General features: G+C 74.4%; 17 protein-coding genes and 2 tRNA genes. 11 read left to right on the top strand and 8 right to left on the bottom strand.

Features of this window, described 5'->3' with window-relative positions; translation table 11 throughout:
* Positions 1-59: 59 nt before the first annotated feature.
* A complete protein-coding gene (locus tag ABZ641_RS11130) occupies positions 60-710 on the bottom strand; it encodes a ScbR family autoregulator-binding transcription factor (RefSeq protein WP_344622156.1) in 651 nt (216 codons plus the stop codon).
* A gap of 313 nt (positions 711-1,023) precedes the next feature.
* Between ABZ641_RS11130 and ABZ641_RS11125 the strand changes: the two genes are divergently transcribed.
* A complete protein-coding gene (locus tag ABZ641_RS11125; protein ID WP_359980888.1) occupies positions 1,024-2,190 on the top strand; it encodes an acyl-CoA dehydrogenase family protein in 1,167 nt (388 codons plus the stop codon).
* 101 nt (positions 2,191-2,291) lie between these two features.
* Here ABZ641_RS11125 and ABZ641_RS11120 read toward each other — a convergent pair whose 3' ends face one another.
* The gene (locus ABZ641_RS11120; RefSeq protein ID WP_344622158.1) at positions 2,292-2,672 is read right to left on the bottom strand and encodes a hypothetical protein; all 381 of its coding nucleotides are present in this window, start codon (positions 2,670-2,672) and stop codon (positions 2,292-2,294) included.
* Positions 2,669-4,300 carry a class I adenylate-forming enzyme family protein gene (locus ABZ641_RS11115; RefSeq protein ID WP_344622159.1) on the bottom strand — a complete coding sequence of 544 codons (1,632 nt, stop codon included), beginning with the start codon at positions 4,298-4,300 and terminating at the stop codon, positions 2,669-2,671. Before ABZ641_RS11115 ends, ABZ641_RS11120 begins: the two co-directional genes overlap by 4 nt.
* 410 nt (positions 4,301-4,710) lie before the next feature.
* Here ABZ641_RS11115 and ABZ641_RS11110 point away from each other — a divergent pair, with 410 nt between their 5' ends.
* The 4 genes from ABZ641_RS11110 to ABZ641_RS11095 all read left to right on the top strand — a co-directional run bounded on the left by ABZ641_RS11110 (position 4,711) and on the right by ABZ641_RS11095 (position 7,521).
* Complete coding sequence (locus ABZ641_RS11110) at positions 4,711-5,163, top strand: hypothetical protein (RefSeq protein ID WP_344622160.1); 453 nt, start codon at positions 4,711-4,713, stop codon at positions 5,161-5,163.
* A gap of 128 nt (positions 5,164-5,291) precedes the next feature.
* A complete protein-coding gene (locus ABZ641_RS11105; RefSeq protein WP_263104466.1) occupies positions 5,292-5,705 on the top strand; it encodes a DUF3151 domain-containing protein in 414 nt (137 codons plus the stop codon).
* 152 nt (positions 5,706-5,857) lie between these two features.
* Entirely contained in the window at positions 5,858-6,433 is a 576-nt protein-coding gene (locus ABZ641_RS11100; protein WP_344622161.1) for a hypothetical protein, read from the top strand.
* Between the two features lie 215 nt (positions 6,434-6,648).
* Complete coding sequence (locus ABZ641_RS11095) at positions 6,649-7,521, top strand: DUF3152 domain-containing protein (protein WP_344622162.1); 873 nt, start codon at positions 6,649-6,651, stop codon at positions 7,519-7,521.
* 110 nt (positions 7,522-7,631) lie between these two features.
* On the opposite strand, the gene ABZ641_RS11090 is transcribed toward ABZ641_RS11095, so the two are convergent.
* The 5 genes from ABZ641_RS11090 to purS all read right to left on the bottom strand — a co-directional run bounded on the left by ABZ641_RS11090 (position 7,632) and on the right by purS (position 13,558).
* The gene (locus tag ABZ641_RS11090; RefSeq protein WP_359980882.1) at positions 7,632-9,383 is read right to left on the bottom strand and encodes a hypothetical protein; all 1,752 of its coding nucleotides are present in this window, start codon (positions 9,381-9,383) and stop codon (positions 7,632-7,634) included.
* 107 nt (positions 9,384-9,490) lie between these two features.
* A complete protein-coding gene (locus ABZ641_RS11085) occupies positions 9,491-10,300 on the bottom strand; it encodes a sterol carrier family protein (RefSeq protein ID WP_344622164.1) in 810 nt (269 codons plus the stop codon).
* A gap of 68 nt (positions 10,301-10,368) precedes the next feature.
* On the bottom strand, positions 10,369-12,624 hold the full coding sequence (gene purL / locus ABZ641_RS11080; protein ID WP_344622165.1) for a phosphoribosylformylglycinamidine synthase subunit PurL: 2,256 nt from the start codon (positions 12,622-12,624) through the stop codon (positions 10,369-10,371).
* Positions 12,624-13,301 (bottom strand): phosphoribosylformylglycinamidine synthase subunit PurQ, encoded by a 678-nt coding sequence (gene purQ / locus ABZ641_RS11075; RefSeq protein WP_030274667.1) that lies wholly within the window; start codon positions 13,299-13,301, stop codon positions 12,624-12,626. The genes purL and purQ overlap by 1 nt, the downstream gene beginning before the upstream one ends.
* A complete protein-coding gene (purS, locus tag ABZ641_RS11070; RefSeq protein ID WP_199922992.1) occupies positions 13,298-13,558 on the bottom strand; it encodes a phosphoribosylformylglycinamidine synthase subunit PurS in 261 nt (86 codons plus the stop codon). Before purS ends, purQ begins: the two co-directional genes overlap by 4 nt.
* Before the next feature lie 453 nt (positions 13,559-14,011).
* On the opposite strand from purS, the gene ABZ641_RS11065 reads away from it, so the two are divergent.
* The 6 genes from ABZ641_RS11065 to ABZ641_RS11040 all read left to right on the top strand — a co-directional run.
* Positions 14,012-14,329 carry an Lsr2 family protein gene (locus ABZ641_RS11065; protein WP_030274670.1) on the top strand — a complete coding sequence of 106 codons (318 nt, stop codon included), beginning with the start codon at positions 14,012-14,014 and terminating at the stop codon, positions 14,327-14,329.
* A gap of 139 nt (positions 14,330-14,468) precedes the next feature.
* Positions 14,469-14,541, top strand: a tRNA-Gly gene (locus ABZ641_RS11060).
* Between the two features lie 54 nt (positions 14,542-14,595).
* Positions 14,596-14,668 (top strand) — tRNA-Gly (locus ABZ641_RS11055).
* 160 nt (positions 14,669-14,828) lie between these two features.
* The gene (locus tag ABZ641_RS11050) at positions 14,829-15,803 is read left to right on the top strand and encodes an ABC transporter ATP-binding protein (RefSeq protein WP_344622167.1); all 975 of its coding nucleotides are present in this window, start codon (positions 14,829-14,831) and stop codon (positions 15,801-15,803) included.
* Positions 15,800-16,645 (top strand): ABC transporter permease, encoded by an 846-nt coding sequence (locus tag ABZ641_RS11045; RefSeq protein WP_344622168.1) that lies wholly within the window; start codon positions 15,800-15,802, stop codon positions 16,643-16,645. The genes ABZ641_RS11050 and ABZ641_RS11045 overlap by 4 nt, the downstream gene beginning before the upstream one ends.
* A gap of 113 nt (positions 16,646-16,758) precedes the next feature.
* On the top strand, positions 16,759-16,966 hold a 208-nt coding region (locus ABZ641_RS11040), incomplete at its 3' end, for a hypothetical protein (RefSeq protein ID WP_359980876.1).

The raw sequence follows: 16,966 nt of genomic DNA, 5'->3' as shown, positions 1-16,966 counted from the left end.
GCTCCGCGCAGAACTGCGCGGAGCCGATGCCCCCGCCGGAATCGGGGTGCGCGGGGCGGTCAGCTCCCCGGCAGGATCAGGTCCAGCAGCTCCTCGACCCGCGCGACCACGTCGGCGCGGTCGTTCAGGATCCACGACACGTGCTGGACGCCGAAGAACGAGGCGACGATCGTCCGCGCCAGCGACGCCGCGGAGGCGTCCGCCGGGAGCTCGCCCGCCTCCTTGGCCCGCTCCAGCAGCAGGGTGTAGACGGCGATGTAGTCGATGAAGGGCAGCGGCAGTTCGGCGTCGGTGACCATGCGCTCGGTCTGCAGCCGGACGGCCGCCTGCGCCACCGCGTCGTCGCGGAGCCTGCGCGCCGTCTCCATGGTCAGCCGGCGGACGGTCTCCAGCGGCTTGAGGTCCGGGTCGGCCAGGGCCGAGGTGGTCTTCGGCGCGGCCGCGTAGAAGCTGCCGACCAGTTCGGCCGCGAGCGCCTCCTTGTTGGGGAAGTGGAAGTACACGGCGCCCTTGGTGGCACCGGCCTCCTCGGCGATCTCCTGCATGGTGACGACTTTGAAGCCCTTGCGGGCGAAGAGTGCGGCGGCGGCCTCCAGGACCGTCGCCCGGGTGCGCAGCGCCCGCGCCTGTTTCAGGGCCGGAGCGCTCCGACCTGCTGCCGTTCCCCGGCTCCTGCTGGTGCCGCTGACCGGATTCCCGCTGGCCGCCATGGCTCAACCTCCAGGGGTGCCGGCACGGTCGTGCCGGAGTTTCGCGCGAATCATAACGTCACGAAGGTATGTTCCAAATATTCTGCGGTACGACGGCAGCCGGCCACGTACCCGTGCTCCGGAACGCCCGCATCCGCACCCCGTGGCTGCGGCCGCCTTCCGCGACCGGTTCCGGTCGGCCACGCTGTCCTCGTCGACGACGACGTCCCCGCCCGCTGCGCCGCTAACCGAACGGGCAACGGGTGCCCCGGCCCTGCCGGCGGCCGGCGTCGTCCCGGCACGTGACGCCAGTCCACGACAGGGGGAGACAACGTTGAGCATTCTGGACGATCCCTGCACCACGGCCCGGACCACCGGGCTGCCCGGGTCACTCACGTCGGCCGCGGACGCGCTCCGCCCGACCGCCTTCGGCCGGGCCGCCGAGACCGACCGGCTGCGCGGCCTCGACACCGCGCTGGCCGAGCGGCTGGCCGGCTCCGGCTTCGCCCGCCACTTCGTCCCGCGCCGCTGGGGAGGCGCGGAGGGCAGCTTCACCGAACTCGTCGCGGCGACCGCCTCGTTGGCGGAGGGCTGTACCTCGACCGCCTGGTGCGCCGCCCTGCAGGCGGCCCACGGGCGGCTGGCCGCCTTCCTGCCCGAGGCCGGCCAGCAGGAGATCTGGGGGGCCTCCCCGGACGTCCCGATCGCGGCCGCGCTCGTGCCGCCGACCGGCCGGCTGGAGCGGACGGCCGACGGCGGGGTGCTGGTCACCGGCCGCTGGCGGTGCGTCAGCGGGGTCCGGAACGCGGCGTGGGTGCTGCTCGCGCTGCCCGACCCGGCGGCCCTGCCGGGCGACTTCCTGATCGTGGCCGTCCCCCGGGAGGCGGTGACGGTCCACGACACCTGGCACAGCAACGGGCTGCGGGGCACCGGCAGCCACGACGTCAGCGTGGCCGAACCCCTGGCCGTGCCGGCGCACCGCTGCCTGGCCTTCATGGACCTCGTCCGGGCCTCCGCGGCCCCGGACCGGGCCCGCTGCCACGGCGTGCCGCCGCGGCTGGTGGCGGGGCTCGCCTTCGCCGCGCCCGCCGTGGGGGCGGCGCGCGGCGCACTGAAGGCCTGGGCGGCGCCGCTGGCGGACACCCACGGTCCGGGCGGTCCGGCCGTCAGCCCGGCCCGCTGCGAGGTGATGGCGCGGGCCTCGGCCGAGATCGACATCGCGGCCTCGCTGCTGGCGGACGCCGCGACGCGGGCGGACGCCGGGGCCGTCGGCGACCGCGCGGTGGGCCGCAACCTGCGGGACACCGCGCTGGCGGTGGAACTCACCGTCTCCGCGGTGGAGCGGCTCTTCCGGGCCGGCGGGGTGGCCGCCCAGTGGGAGGACTCGGCGCTCCAGCGGGCCTGGCGGGACGTCCACACGCTGGCCGCCCACGGCGCGCTCAGCTGGGAGGCGGCGGCCGCCGAGTACACCCGGACGGGCCTGGCCGCGTACGCCGGCTGAGGCAGGGGTGCGGCCCGGGCTCCGGCGGGGTTTCGTGCCCCCGCCGGCGCCCGGGCCGCCGGCCCCGGTGCCGGGGCGCGACCGGCACCGGGGAGTCCGGCTCAGGCCGACATCTCCTTGGGCAGCAGCAGGTCGCGGGCGATCTGCGGCAGCATCTCGTCGAAGAGCTGCTGCCCGCGCAGCTCGCCGTCCAGGGTGTACGGGATGTCGTCGACCGGGATCACCAGCGCGGGCAGCGCCGGGACGAGCCGGGCGCAGGCGGCCCGGGCGGCGCGCTGGGTGGACTCCTCGCGCTCGGCGTCGGCCGGCACGAAGGCCACCAGCAGCACGTCGCCGTGGTCCGGGAGTTCGCCGATCAGGACGGCGGTCTGGCGGGCCGCGGGCAGCTCGGTGAGCGCCCGTTCGAGGGAGAGCAGCCGGGTGCCGAGGTCGGCCTCGTCCAGCTGGTCGTCGGAGGTGTGCGGCGGAACCGGCGTGGTCATGCGGGGATCTCCGTAGCTGACTGCTTGTCCAGGTGGATGTAGAGGTTGACCAGCGGCATGATCTCGGTGAGCAGCTCGCCGGTGCGGATGGTGCCGGTGGGGCTGTACGGGATGGCGTCGACCGCGATCACGTGCGCGGAGATCCACGGCACCCGGCGGGCGCAGACCGCGCTGACCGCCCGGTAGGCGGACGCCTCCAGGTCCCGGGCGACCGGGACGAAGGGCACCGCGAGCACGGGGCCGTGGTCCGGCACGGTGACCCGCAGCACGGCCAGATCGCGGACGGCCGGCTGGTCGAGCAGTTCGGTCTCCAGCCCGAAGAAGGCGGAGTCGTGGTCGCCGTCGGCCCGGGCCCGCACCGCACCGCTGGTCCGGCCGGTGAGCTCCAGCCGGCCCTCGTAGTCGATGACGCCGTCGTCGCCGGTGAGCAGGAAGGGCCGCGGGCCCTGGCCGTCGCTCAGGTCGACCAGCACGGAGGGCGCGGGGGCGTCCCCGTAGGCGTCCATGAGCTGGTAGCTCGCGACGGCGACCCGGCCGCGCGCGCCGGGCGGCAGCGGGCGGTGCTCGGCGTCCAGCACGGCGATGCCGATGCCCGGCATCGCGCGGCCGGAGCGGCAGGGCGACAGCGCCAGCTCGTCCGGGCCGAGCAGGGTGACCAGCCCGGTCTCGGTGGAGCCGTAGTAGTGGTGCAGGACGGGGCCGAAGCGGTCCCAGGCCTCGTTGACGATCCAGCGGTTGAGGTGCTGGCCGCCGGTGAGCAGGAAGCGCAGCCGGGAGGTCTGCCGCAGCTCGGCGGAGGCCGGGTGGGCGAGCAGCCGGGAGAGCACCGGCGGCACCATCAGGGTGGCGGTGACGCCCTCGTCGGTGATCAGCCGGCACATCTCGGCGAGGTCGTGGTACGGGCCCAGCACCACGGTGCCGCCCAGGGCGAAGAACACCCGCGCCCAGCCCGGGCTCGACGCGTGGTACATCGGGACGGTCACCAGGTAGGTGTCGTCCTCGTCGAAGGCGAACTCGTCGACCAGTTCGGCGAGCCGGCGGGCCTCGAAGGAGCGGCGGCGGACCACCAGCCGCGGGTTCCCGGCGACGTCGTAGCTCACCGCGAAGTGCTCGTAGGGTTGGGAGATCTGCGCGGTCACGGCGGTCTGCGCGGCGGCCAGCGTCGAGTAGTGCACCGGCTCGCCGGCCTGCGGGTCCGGGACGACCGGCTCGGGCGCGGCCAGCTCCTCGCCCACGCCGTGCAGGTGGACCTGCAGCACGCCCTCGCGGTCGGCCCAGCCGGCGGCGATGAGCAGCGGGCGGTGCAGCTTGCTGCTGACCACGACGGTCGGGCGGAGCTGCGCCAGGGCGTCCGCGGTCGCCTCCGGGGTGGCCTCGAAGTCGAGGCCGGTGACGGACACGCCCAGCGTCTCGAAGGCGGCCATGGTGACGACCAGCTCCCAGCCGTTGCAGCAGAGGAAGGCGGCGCGGGCCGGCCGTCCCCCGGGCAGCACCGCGGCCAGGCCGCCGGCCACCTTGGCTATCTCGTCGGCCAGTTCGCTCCAGGTGATCCGGCGTCCGCCGTCCACCAGTGCGACGTGGTCCGGGCGTTCAGCGGCGTGCCGCAGGGCGTCTTGCAGCTTGATCATCTCGAACTCCGTTCCAGTGGGCTGGAGTTGGCCCTTCTGGTTCATCCATCGGTTGGGGCGCCGGAACACCTGCCCGGCGGTCTCGCTGGGGAAGGTCGGGCTCTTCTTCGCTGCACGCGGTCGCCGCCGAATGCGCGGGCACGCGTCGGGACACCCACCCGATAGAAACAAACCTTCCCGAAGGTATCAATAGCCATCGGCAGGACCGATGTGCGGCCCGCCGGCACCCCCGGCCGACCCCCGTCCCACCCCGCCACCACCGCCCCCACCTGCGGACACGACCGACGTGCGCGGATCCACGACGCCCGGTGCGCGGACCGGCAACACCCCCGTCCGGCCGGTCGGTAGCTTCGGCCGGGCACCGTCCCACCGCGCCCCGCCAGCCGTCCCACCGTGGAAGGAACAGCCCCATGAAGCGCCGTTTCGTCGCCCTCGCCGCCGCCCTCGCCCTCTCCGCAGGCGGCGCCACCCTCGTCGCCGGACAGGCCTCCGCCGACGACGGCACCGCGGCCGCGACGGCCTCCGCCGCCCGCACCAGCCTGCCCCCGTTCGCCGGCAAGACCTACCTGATCACGGTCGACAACGGGAACGTCTACAAGAACACCTACTCCGCGGACGGCACCTCGCTGCACTCCGAGACCGTCGCCGGCACCGGCGTCGGCGAGACCTTCGACGCCGCCCTGGCCACCGCCCAGGTCGGCTGGGGCCTCTACTTCACCAACTGGGTCGAGCCCAACGGCGTCACCGTCAGCCACGTCATGAACTTCAACAACAACACCGTGAAGGTGTACTTCACCTTCGCCACGGCCACCGGCACCCGCCTCGGCCAGCTGCACAGCGCCACCATGAGCTGCGTGGCCTGACCCCCTTCCGGCCCGCACCCGGCGCGCCGCGCCCGACCCCCTTCCGGCGCCGCGCCCCGGCCGTGCCCGGGTACCGCCCCTCCCTGCGGTACCCGGGCACGCCGCCCGGCAGTGGTTGACTGGAGCCCATGAGCATTCACGAGAACCTGCTCGGCGGTCCGCCGCCGACCCACCTCCCGGCCGAGCCCGGCCCGCTGGAGGCGCTGGCTCAGGGCGCCTCGCCCGCCGAGGTCGCGGCGAAGTTCCCGACGTCCTCGCTCGCCTGGGCGCAGCTGGCCGACGACGCCTACGCCGCCGGCCGCGTCGTCGAGTCCTACGCCTATGCCCGCACCGGCTACCACCGCGGCCTCGACGCGCTGCGCCGCAGCGGCTGGAAGGGCCACGGCCCGGTGCCGTGGGAGCACGAGCCGAACCGCGGCTTCCTGCGCGCCCTGCACGCCCTGGGCCGGGCGGCCGCCGCCATCGAGGAGAAGGACGAGGCCGAGCGCTGCGCCCAGTTCCTGCGCGACAGCTCGCCGACCGCCGCCGACATGCTGGGCTGACCGCCCGCCGCGACACCCCGCGGGCGGCCGCCACGGCCGCCCGCGGACTTCCCGCGCACCCCCGGGCCCCCGCCGCACGGCCCGCCCGCCGATCCGGCAGACTCTGCGCCGGCACCGGGACGGCCGGACGCGGCAGTGAGGGCGGGATCGGCATGGCGGAGCACCTGCGCGGGGCACGGCCCCTCGTCCTGGCCGGCGCGGCGGCCCTCGCCGTGCTGGGCACCGGCCTGTGGGCGGGGCGCTCGGGCGGCCCCTTGCTGCTGGCCCGGATCTGCGACCACCCGGTGGTGCTGGGCACCGCCGCGATCGTGCTGTTCACCGCCGCGCTGGTGCGGCGGACGCGCTCCCCGCTCGTCCGGGCCGAGACCGCCCTGGTGGGCGCGGCGCTGGCCGCCGTCCTGCCGGCCGCGCAGTTCCTCGGGTTCTTCTGGAACGGCGAGGTGACCCTCCGGCAGGCCGCGCCCGGGCGCCCCGACCGCGTGCTGGTGGTCGAGGAGGCGCCGGACTGGGTCGACACGCTGAGCCGGGTCTACGTCGACGACGCCACCGGGCTCGTCGAACGGCGCTGGCACCTCGGGGAGTTCACCAGTGACGATCCGTCGGCCGGGCTGACCTCCGTCGCGTGGGACGGCCCGGACCGGCTGCGCGTCACCGTCGGCGGCGAGGTCCACCTGGTCGACCTCGCCCCCGGCACCGGCCGGCCCGCCCGCTCCTTCCACCTGCGCTGACGCCGCCGCGGCGGGGCGAGCCGCGCCCGCAACCGACCCGGGGCGCGGCGCGTCTCCAGTCGTGGCGTCAGCCCGGACGCGACCCGCACCGGGCGGCCGATGCATACCGAGTATGTGGACATGCAGGCCGGTTGCGTGCGAGGGTGGATCGACGGTATCGATCCTGCAACACCATGACGGTCCGTCACGCCCCGTCGCCGACCAGAAAGCACCTCGTGCGAGCAGCCTCCGCCACCAGGAACGCACCCGCGCCCAGCCGACGCCGCGCCCGACAGCAGCGGCGGCGCCGGGCACGGCGGCGCACCGTCTTCGGCGTCGGCCTGCTCTGCTCACTGACCGTGCTGGGCGGCACCGCCTTCATGGTGCTCGGCGGCGCCAAGGACACCGGGGCCGGCGGCCCCACCGCCCAGGCCCGGCCGATCCCGCCGCTGGCCAGCAGCGCCGCTCCGGCCGTCAAGAAGACCGAGTCACCGGCCCCGGCCCCGAAGCCCACGCCCAGCCCCACCCCGAGCCCGACCGCCGTCACCGAGAAGGGCAAGGGCACCTTCACCGTCGCCACCTCCAAGGGCGATGCGGTCGGCAAGGGCCTGATCCGGCGCTACCGGGTCGAGGTGGAGGACGGCATAGGCATCGACCCGCAGGCCGCCGCCCAGCAGGTCCAGACGATCCTCGGCGACAGGCGCAGCTGGACGACCGACGGCAAGAACGGCTTCAAGCTGGTCTCCGACGGCGTCTACGACTTCACCGTGAAGGTCGCCTCGCCCGACACCGTCGACCGGATCTGCGGCTCGGCCGGCCTGGACACCAAGGGCGAGGTCAACTGCGACGTCGGCAAGCAGGTGGTCGTCAACTCCAAGCGCTGGCTGACCGGTTCGCCGCAGTTCAGCGGCTCCCTGGACGACTACCGGGCGCTCATCGTCAACCACGAGGTCGGGCACCGGATCGGCCACGGCCACGAGGGCTGCCCGGGCAAGGGCAAGCCCGCCCCCGCCATGATGCAGCAGATCTACGGCCTCAACGGCTGCGTCGCCAACGCCTGGCCCTACACCGCGGACGGCACCTACATCAGCGGGCCGGCCGTTCCGTAGCACCCGGCGTCCCGCGCCGCCCGGCCGCTCGGTGCTCCCGGCCGCTCGGTACTGCCCGGCCGGCGCCCCCGGACCGGTGCCGCGGACGCCGTACCGGCAGTGGCGGGCCGTCAGCAGCGGATCGCCGCGACGCCCTCCCCGGTGCCGGCCACCAGCAGCTCGGCGGTGAGCGCCAGCGCCCAGACCTGCGAGCCCAGCCGCAGGTCGACCGGGCCGTCCGCGCCCGGCCGGCGGAGCCGTACGAGACCGTCCGCCCACGCCGCGGCCGTCGCCGGCCCGGCCGGGGTGTCGACCGCCGCCACGGCGGTGACCTGGCTGCCGCGGCGGTCGACCGGTTCGGCCTCCGGACCGTCCGCGGCCGCGTCCCAGCGCCGCACCGCCCCGTCGAAGCCTCCGCTGAGCAGCAGTCCGGCGGTGCCGGCGAGCGCGGTCACCGGGCCCTCGTGCAGCTTCTCGGCGTCCGTACCGCCGTTCGGCCGGCAGCGGTGGACCGAGCCGGTGTCGTCGGCCACCGCCGGCAGCCCCTGCGGGCCGGTGGTGGCGAGGGCGCTCAACTCGCCGCGGACGGCGGCCTGCAGGGCGTGCAGCGCCTGCTCGGCGGCGGCCCCGCCCGCCGGCTGCCCGGCCGGCTCCGGCAGCACGGCCGCGGTCCCCTCCGCGTCCAGCAGCAGCACGGTGCCGTCCGGGGCCGCCGCCAGCCCGCGCAGCGGCCGGGCGTCCGGCAGGGCGACCCGGGCCAGCGGCCGCCCGGACGAGGTGTCCACGGTGCGCACCACGCCGCCCGGATCCGCCAGCAGCAGCTGCCCGGCGTAGCCGCCGGTGCCCACCGCCAGACCTGCCACCGGGCCGGGCCAGCCCTTCGAGGAGCCCGGCCACATCGCCCACTCGGCCCGCCAGGGCGTGGGCACCTCGGCGAGCCGGTCGGCCGCGGTGTCGTCCATGCCGATCAGACGGGTGCGCAGCACCGCGGCACGGACGGCCGGGTCGTCCTCGCCGACCAGGGCCGGGCCGGCCGCCGTCCAGGCGTCCGGGACGGGACCGTTGACGAAGTCCATGGCCGCGGTGACCGCCACCGGCCGCGCACGGGTGAGGAGTTGGGCGTCGGCGAGCAGTCCGGAGGCGGAGCCGTCCTTGGCGGCGGCCGTCCACAGGTCGCCGAGCAGCGCCTCGTCGGCGGCACCGAGGTCGGGCCGGCCGTCGGGATGGCGCGGCACCCGGGCGATCAGCTCGGCCGCGGTCTCCGCCGGCCGCCCGGCGCTGCCGTCGGCCGCCCCGGGGCTGGGGTAGGCGGCCGGGTCGCCGCCGACCGAGGCCGCCCAGGCGGCGAACCGGGCCGGGTCGGTCCACTCCGGCCGGTCGAGGTCCAGGACGGCGGCCTCCGCGACGGCCGTGCCGAAGGCCGCGGCCGCCGCGCCGCCGTCGGGCGCCTCCACGACCAGCCGCACCAGCTCGGACTCGGCGAGCGGCCGCAGCAGCCCAGCCACCAGGTGCGAGGGGTGCACCGCACGGCCCAGGTCCGGGACGCAGACCACCACCGGCCGGCCCTCGTCGGCCAGGGCGGTGATCAGCTCCCCCGGGCTGTGCACCAGGTGGCCGAGGCGGCGGCCGAGCAGCCAGAGCGCACTGTCGACGGTGAGCCGCTCGCCGTCGAGCACCGCGTGCACCCGCTGCGGCTCGGGCAGCCGCTCCCCGGTGCAGGCCTCGCCGAACCAGGTCAGCAGGTGGGTCTTGCCCGCCCCGGGCGAGCCGGCGACCCGGCACAGCCGCGGCGCGCGGGGGTCGGCCAGCCAGCCCAGCAGCGCCCGTCCGGCCGGCTTGCGGCCCGCCCTCAGCGGCGGTATCCGACGCGCACCGTCACTCATGCCTGGTCCCCTCGTAGCCCGGTGAACGACCCATGAGCTTACTGAGCACCGACACCCCGAGGGTCCGTCACCCCGCTGCGGCGCCGCCGCGGCCGCAGCGGCGGGCGTCAGCCCAGGACGGGCAGCCAGCCGCGGAGGTCGCTGCGCTCCCCGCCGGCGTGCACCTCGGCCGCCTCGACCGCGTCCGGCCAGGCGCGCCGGCCGGTGGCCAGCCGGATCCAGGTGAGCGGGTCGGTCTCGACGACGTTCGGCGGGGTGCCGCGGGTGTGCCGGGGGCCCTCGACGGCCTGCACCACCGCGTACGGCGGGATCCGCAATTCGACGGCGCCGCCCGGCACCTGGTCGGCGAAGGCGTCGGCGAGCAGCCGGGTCGCCGCGGCCACCGCCTGCCGGTCGTGCGGGAAGGCGGTGCCGAGGGCGTCCGCGAGGTCGTCGGCGTGCACCACGGTCTCCACCAGCCGGGTGACCAGGAAGTCTGCCAGCGGCATCGGGCCGAAGCGCATCCCGATCAGCCGCCCGGTCTCCGCCGCGGCCGGGCCGGCCAGCACGGCGAGCAGTTCGTCGCAGCGGCGGTCGAACTCGGCGGCCACCTCGGCGGGCGTGCCCGCGAACGGGCCGGCCGCGAGCTCCTCGGCGATGTCGTTGATGGTGGCGGCCGCGGTACGGGTCTTCCGCGCCCAGTCCAGCGGCGTGATCGCCGCGGCGTCCGGCAGCGGCTCGTCCAGGTGGGCCGGCACCCAGCTGACCACCATGCCCAGGTGCGACACCAACTCCCGTACCCGCCAGTCGCCGAGGCGGGTCGGCAGGTCCAGCTGGGCGGCGGTCAGGCCGCGGACGGCGCCGCGCAGCGCCTCGGTCTGCCCGGCGAGCGCGGCGCGCACCTTGGCCGGGTCGTACGTGCGGGTCTTCGTCGGCATACCGGCAGCGTACGCCGAGGGGCGGCCCGCTCCGCAGAGCCGGCCGCCCCTCGGGACGTGCGCATCCGTCAGGCGAGCAGGGCCTCGATGACGCCGGTGTGGGCGTCCTTCAGCTCCGCCAGCGTGACGGTGAACTGGCCCTGGACCTCCAGGGCGTCGCCGTCGACGACACCGATCCGGGCGACCGGCAGGCCGCGGGCACCGCACATGTCGTTGAACCGGACCTCCTCGCTGCGCGGCACGGAGACCACCGCGCGGCCGGCCGACTCGGAGAACAGGAACACGAACGGGTCCGTGCCCTCCGGGACGACGACGCGGGCGCCGTTGCCGCCCTTGAGGCAGCTCTCCACCAGCGCCTGGCCGAGGCCGCCGTCGGCGAGGTCGTGCGCGGCGTCGATCATGCCGTCGCGGGAGGCCGCGATGAGGATCTCGCCGAGCAGCCGCTCGCGCTCCAGGTCGACCTTGGGCGGCAGGCCGCCGAGGTGGCCGTGCACGACCTGGGTCCAGGCCGAGCCGCCGAGCTCGTCCTCGGTGTCGCCGAGCAGGTACAGCAGCTGGCCCTGCTCGCCGAAGCCGATCGGGGTGCGGCGGGTGACGTCGTCGATGACGCCGAGCACCGCGACCACCGGGGTCGGGTGGATGGCGACGTCGCCGGTCTGGTTGTACAGCGAGACGTTGCCGCCGGTGACCGGGGTGCCGAGCACCTGGCAGGCGTCGGCGAGGCCGCGGGTCGCCTCGGCGAACTGCCACATCACGTCCGGGTCCTCGGGGGAGCCGAAGTTGAGGCAGTCGGAGACGGCGAGCGGCTTGGCACCGCCGGCCGCGACGTTGCGGTACGCCTCGGCCAGGGCCAGCTGGGCGCCGGTGTACGGGTCCAGCTTGGCGTAGCGGCCGTTGCCGTCGGTGGCGACCGAGACGCCGAGGTTGGTCTCCTCGTCGATCCGGATCATGCCGGAGTCCTCGCCCACCGAGAGCACGGTGTTGCCGAGCACGTAGCGGTCGTACTGGTCGGTGATCCACGCCTTGGAGGCCTGGTTCGGCGAGCCGGCGACCTTGAGCAGGGCGTCCTTGAGCCCGGCGCCGTCCGCCGGGCGGGCGAGCCGCTCGGCGGTGGGGGCGTCGGCCTGCAGCGCGTCCTGCCAGTCCGGGCGGGCGAAGGGGCGGTGGTAGGTCGGGCCCTCGTGGGCGACGGTGCGCGGGGGCACGTCCACGACCTGCTCGCCGTGCCAGAAGATCTCCAGGCGCTCGCCGTCGGTCACCTCACCGATCACGGTGGCGATGACGTCCCACTTCTCGCAGATCTCCAGGAAGCGGTCGACCTTGGCCGGCTCGACGATCGCGCACATGCGCTCCTGCGACTCGCTCATGAGGATCTCCTCCGGCGAGAGCGTGTTGTCGCGCAGCGGCACGGTGTCCAGCTCGATCCGCATGCCGCCGGTGCCGGCCGAGGCCAGCTCCGAGGTGGCGCAGGACAGGCCGGCGCCGCCGAGGTCCTGGATGCCCGCGACCAGGTCCTCCTTGAAGATCTCCAGGGTGCACTCGATGAGCAGCTTCTCCTGGAAGGGGTCGCCGACCTGGACGGCGGGGCGCTTGGCCGGGCCGGTCGCGTCGAAGGTCTCCGAGGCGAGCACGGAGACGCCGCCGATGCCGTCGCCGCCGGTGCGGGCGCCGTAGAGGATGACCCGGTTGCCGGGGCCGGAGGCCTTGGCGAGGTGGATGTCCTCGTGCTTCATGACGCCGACGCAGAGCGCGTTGACCAGCGGGTTGCCCTGGTAGCAGGAGTCGAAGACGACCTCGCCGCCGATGTTCGGCAGGCCCAGGCAGTTGCCGTAGCCGCCGATGCCCGCGACGATGCCGGGCAGCACCCGGCGGGTGTCCGGGTGGTCGGCCGCACCGAAGCGCAGCGGGTCCATCACCGCGACCGGGCGGGCGCCCATCGCGAGGATGTCGCGGACGATGCCGCCGATGCCGGTGGCCGCGCCCTGGTAGGGCTCGATGTACGACGGGTGGTTGTGCGACTCGACCTTGAAGGTGACCGCGTAGCCCTGGCCGACGTCGACGACGCCGGCGTTCTCGCCGATGCCGACGAGCATCGCGTCGTTCTCCGGGGCCTTCTCGCCGAACTGCTTGAGGTGGACCTTGGAGCTCTTGTACGAACAGTGCTCCGACCACATGACGGAGTACATCGCGAGTTCGGCGCCGGTCGGACGGCGGCCGAGGATCTCCCGGATGCGCGCGTACTCGTCCTCCTTGAGGCCGAGCTCGGCCCAGGGCTGGGCGGCGTCCGGGGTCTGCTCGGCGTTCTTGACGGTGTCGAGGCTCATCAGGCGTTCACCAGCTGCTTCAGGACGGAAGTGAAGAAGCCCAGGCCCTCGGTGGTCGGGCCGGTGAGCGGCTCCACGGCGTGCTCCGGGTGCGGCATCAGGCCGACGACGTTGCCCGCCGCGTTGGTGATGCCGGCGATGTCGCGGTACGAACCGTTCGGATTGACGTCGAGGTAACGGGCCACGACCCGGCCCTCCGCCTCGAGTTCGTCCAGGACGTGCTCGTCGGCGACGAAGCGGCCCTCGCCGTTCTTCAGCGGCACGACGATTTCCTGGCCGCTGCTGTAATCGGACGTCCACGCCGTGTCGGCGTTCTCGATGCGCAGCTTCTGGTCGCGGCAGACGAAGTGCAGCGAGTCGTTGCGGGTGAGCGCACCGGGCAGCAGGTGCGATTCGCACAGCACCTGGAAGCCGTTGCAGATACCGAGGACGGGCATTCCCTGCCGGGCCTGCTCGATGATGGTGTCCATGACCGGCGAGAAGCGGGAGATGGCCCCGCAGCGCAGATAGTCGCCGTACGAGAATCCGCCCGGCAGGACGACGGCGTCGACCTGGTGCAGGTCCTTGTCCCGGTGCCAGAGGGCCACCGGCTCGGCGCCGGCGAGGCGCACCGCGCGCTGGGCGTCGCGGTCGTCGAGCGAGCCGGGGAAAGTGACGACGCCGACGCGTGTGGTCACTTCGCCTCTCCCTCGACGCGGACGGTGAAGTCCTCGATCACGGTGTTGGCGAGAAACGTCTCGGCGGCCTCGCGGATGCGGGCCAGCGCGGCGTCGTCCACCGGCCCTTCCAGCTCCAGTTCGAAACGCTTGCCCTGGCGGACGTCGGCGATCCCGGCGAAGCCGAGACGCGGCAGTGCGCGCTGCACCGCCTGTCCCTGCGGGTCGAGGATCTCCGGCTTGAGCATGACGTCGACTACGACGCGTGCCACTGGCACTCCCGGTGGTGATTGCGTGAAGGCGGGGGACCTTCAGACTACCTGGCATTTCGGGCCTCCCGGCGGGTCGGTCCTGGTGACGCGCGTAGACAAACGCCCCTTACGCCGCAAGGGCTCCGCACGTTCGAGCCGCCCCCGCACGCCCCCTTTCTCCGGATTCAATGGCGCCCCGGCCGGCCGGGCCGAGAACACCCGAATACCGGCACACCGGACATGTCGACCACGACTATCCCCGACTATCCGGCACCCTCGTGAAGCCTCGTGAATATCCGGAAAAAAGGAATGCCGAGGCCTTCGATTTCCAGCCTCTTTGGGTGCAGAATAGGGCGACCGGCGGCAGCCATCGGCTGTCATTTGGCACGGCATGCCCGCATGCCGCCGTGCGCGCCGCCGGCGGACGGGCCACCGGACACCAGCATCCGGCGGCCGAATTGCCCGAGAGGATTGACACCCATGGCTCAGCGTGTAGTCGTCACGCTCTCCGACGACCTGGACGGCGGCACCGCCGCGGAAACCGTCCACTTCGGTGTCGACGGGAAGTCGTACGAGATCGACCTCTCCGTGGAGAACGCGGAGAAGCTGCGGGAGGCCCTCGCCCCGTTCGTCGCGGCCGGCCGCCGGCAGAGCCGCACCGGCAAGTCCTTCCGGCGCACCGCCCTGACCCCCGACCCGCAGGCCGTCCGGGCCTGGGCGCAGTCGCACGGCATGGACCTCCCGGCCCGCGGCCGCATCCCGAAGGCCGTCTACGAGCAGTTCGCCGAGGCCAACTGAGCGTGCCGCCGCCCCGCCCCGGTACCCCTCCGGGGAAAGGGTGGGGCGAGCACTCCGATCGATGGGGTAGAGTATTTCTCGTCGCCGCAACCGGAGGCCGAAAGGCAGCCGGGAGGGGCGATCGGTGCCGAGGCACCGTGCGGACGTGGCTCAGTTGGTAGAGCATCACCTTGCCAAGGTGAGGGTCGCGAGTTCGAATCTCGTCGTCCGCTCGCAGTGTTCGAGCAACACAGCAGTAGCAGTGCAGCAGTACAACTCAACAGCATGCGGACGTGGCTCAGTTGGTAGAGCATCACCTTGCCAAGGTGAGGGTCGCGAGTTCGAATCTCGTCGTCCGCTCCGAGTACGAAGGGCTCCCTCGCAGAGGGGGCCCTTCGTCGTGCTGCCGACACGCGCGGCACCGCCGATGACATTTGTCACCGCCCACCCGTGCAAGCGCACCGGCAGCCGGTGACGGTACGCACTGACCCCGCGCGCCGCCCGCCGGGAGGCTGGAGGCATGAAGGACACCAGCCACTCCGGGCCGGCCGTCGAGGCCGTGGACCTGCACCGCCGTTACGGCCCCACCGGCCCGGGCGGCTTCGACGCCGTCCGCGGCCTCGACCTCACCGTCCGCCGCGGCGAGCTCTTCGCCCTGCTCGGCACCAACGGCGCGGGCAAGACCTCCACCATGGAACTCCTCGAAGGACTGGCCGCCCCCACCGGCGGGCAGGTCCGGGTCCTCGGCCACGACCCGCACCGCGAGCGCACCGCCGTCCGGCCGCGGATCGGCATCATGCTCCAGGAGGGCGGCTTCCCCGGCGACCTCACCGTCACCGAGACCTGCCGCGGCTGGGCCGGACTGACCAGTGGCGCCCGCCCGGTCGGCGAGGCGCTCGACCTGGTCGGCCTCGGCGGCCGTGCCGGGGTGCGGGTCAAGCAGCTCTCCGGCGGCGAACGCCGCCGTCTCGACCTCGCGGTCGCCCTGCTCGGCCGCCCCGAGGTGCTCTTCCTCGACGAACCCAGCACCGGCCTCGACCCCGAGGCCCGCGCCGCGGTCTGGCGGCTGGTCCGCACGCTGCGCGAGGACGGCACCACCGTGCTGCTCACCACCCACTACCTGGAGGAGGCCGAGGAGCTCGCGGACCGGCTCGCGATCATGCACGCCGGCCGGATCGCCGCCACCGGGACCGTCTCCGAGGTCATCGCCGGCCGCCCGGCCAAGATCGCCTTCGAACTCCCGGAGCGCTGCGGCCCGTACGAGGCGATCGGCCTGCCCGCCCTGCCCGCCGCGGACATCACCGCGGACGGCCGCCGGATCACCGTCCGCACCCCGCAGCTCCAGGCCGACCTCACCGACCTGCTCGGCTGGGCCGCCCACCACGGCGTCGCGCTCGGCGGCCTGGAGGCCCGCAGCGCCACCCTCGAAGAGGCCTTCCTCGCCATTGCCGCCGAAGCGGCCGCCACCCCCGAGACGATCGGCAGCCCCCGATGACCACGCACGCCGCCACCGCAGCCACCTCCGCACCCGGCGCCCCGGCCACGACCACCACCGCCGGCCGTCTGCTCGCCCTCGGCCGCACCGAGGCCACCCTGCTGCTGCGCAACCGCACCGCGCTGTTCATGGCCGTCGCCCTGCCGGTGGTCATGATGATGAGCCTCAAGGGCATCCTCGACCAGCAGGCCGAGACCACCCCCAACCTCGACCTGCACGCCAACCTGGTCAACGGCGTCGCCGGACTGATCCTGCTCTTCGTCGTCTACTACAACCTCACCTCCGCCTACGTCGCCCGCCGCGGCGAACTCGTGCTCAAGCGGCTGCGCACCGGCGAGGCCCGCGACCTGGAGATCCTGGCCGGCACGGCGCTCCCCTCGGTCGTCCTCGGCCTGCTGGAGTGCGGCGTCGTCGGCGCGGTCGGCGCCGCCAGGCTGGACCTGCCCGCCCCGGTCAACCCGCTGCTGATGGCCGCCGGCCTGCTGCTCGGCACCGGTCTGCTGATCGCGCTCGCCGCCGCCACCAGCTCCTTCACCAAATCCGTGGAGACCGCCGGCATCACCACCCTGCCGCTGCTGCTGCTCGCCCAGCTCGGCTCCGGCCTGCTCCTTCCGCTGGAGACCATGCCGGACGGCCTCGCCACCGCCTGCCGCCTGCTGCCCACCACCCCGGCCTTCCAGCTGATCCGCCTCGGCTGGTTCGGCACCGACGGCTCCAAGGCGCCCACCGACTTCCTCGGCAGCTGGGTCGAGGCCCTGCCGCACCTCGGCCTCGGCCTGGTCTGGCTCGCCGCCGCCGTCTGGGCCGCCCGCCGCTGGTTCCGCTGGGAGCCGCGCCGCTGACCGCCGCCCGCCGGAACACCGGGGTGTCCGCCGTACCCGCCGCACCGGAGGAGTCCGGCGGCCACCGCCGATGGGAGGATCTGTCGACCGTGCATCCGTCGAGAGGGGACGACGTGGACCTGCTGAGGCCGTCGCGGCGCTGGCGGGCGCTGGGCAAGCCCAAGCTCACCGAGCTCTTCATCCGCTGGTCCCTCTACCTGACCGGCCTGCTGCAGCCGCTGCTCCTGCTCGGCGCCGTCACGGGCAAGCACGGGGCGGAACTGCCCGGCACCGTCCGGCTCTCCGCCGTCGCCGCCTCGCTGACCGCCACGGCACTGTTCG

Source organism: Kitasatospora sp. NPDC007106, from assembly GCF_040634455.1.
GTDB classification, from domain to species: domain Bacteria; phylum Actinomycetota; class Actinomycetes; order Streptomycetales; family Streptomycetaceae; genus Kitasatospora; species Kitasatospora arboriphila.
Note: the sequence above shows the minus strand (reverse complement) of the source record. Positions and strands in the feature narration are given on the sequence as shown.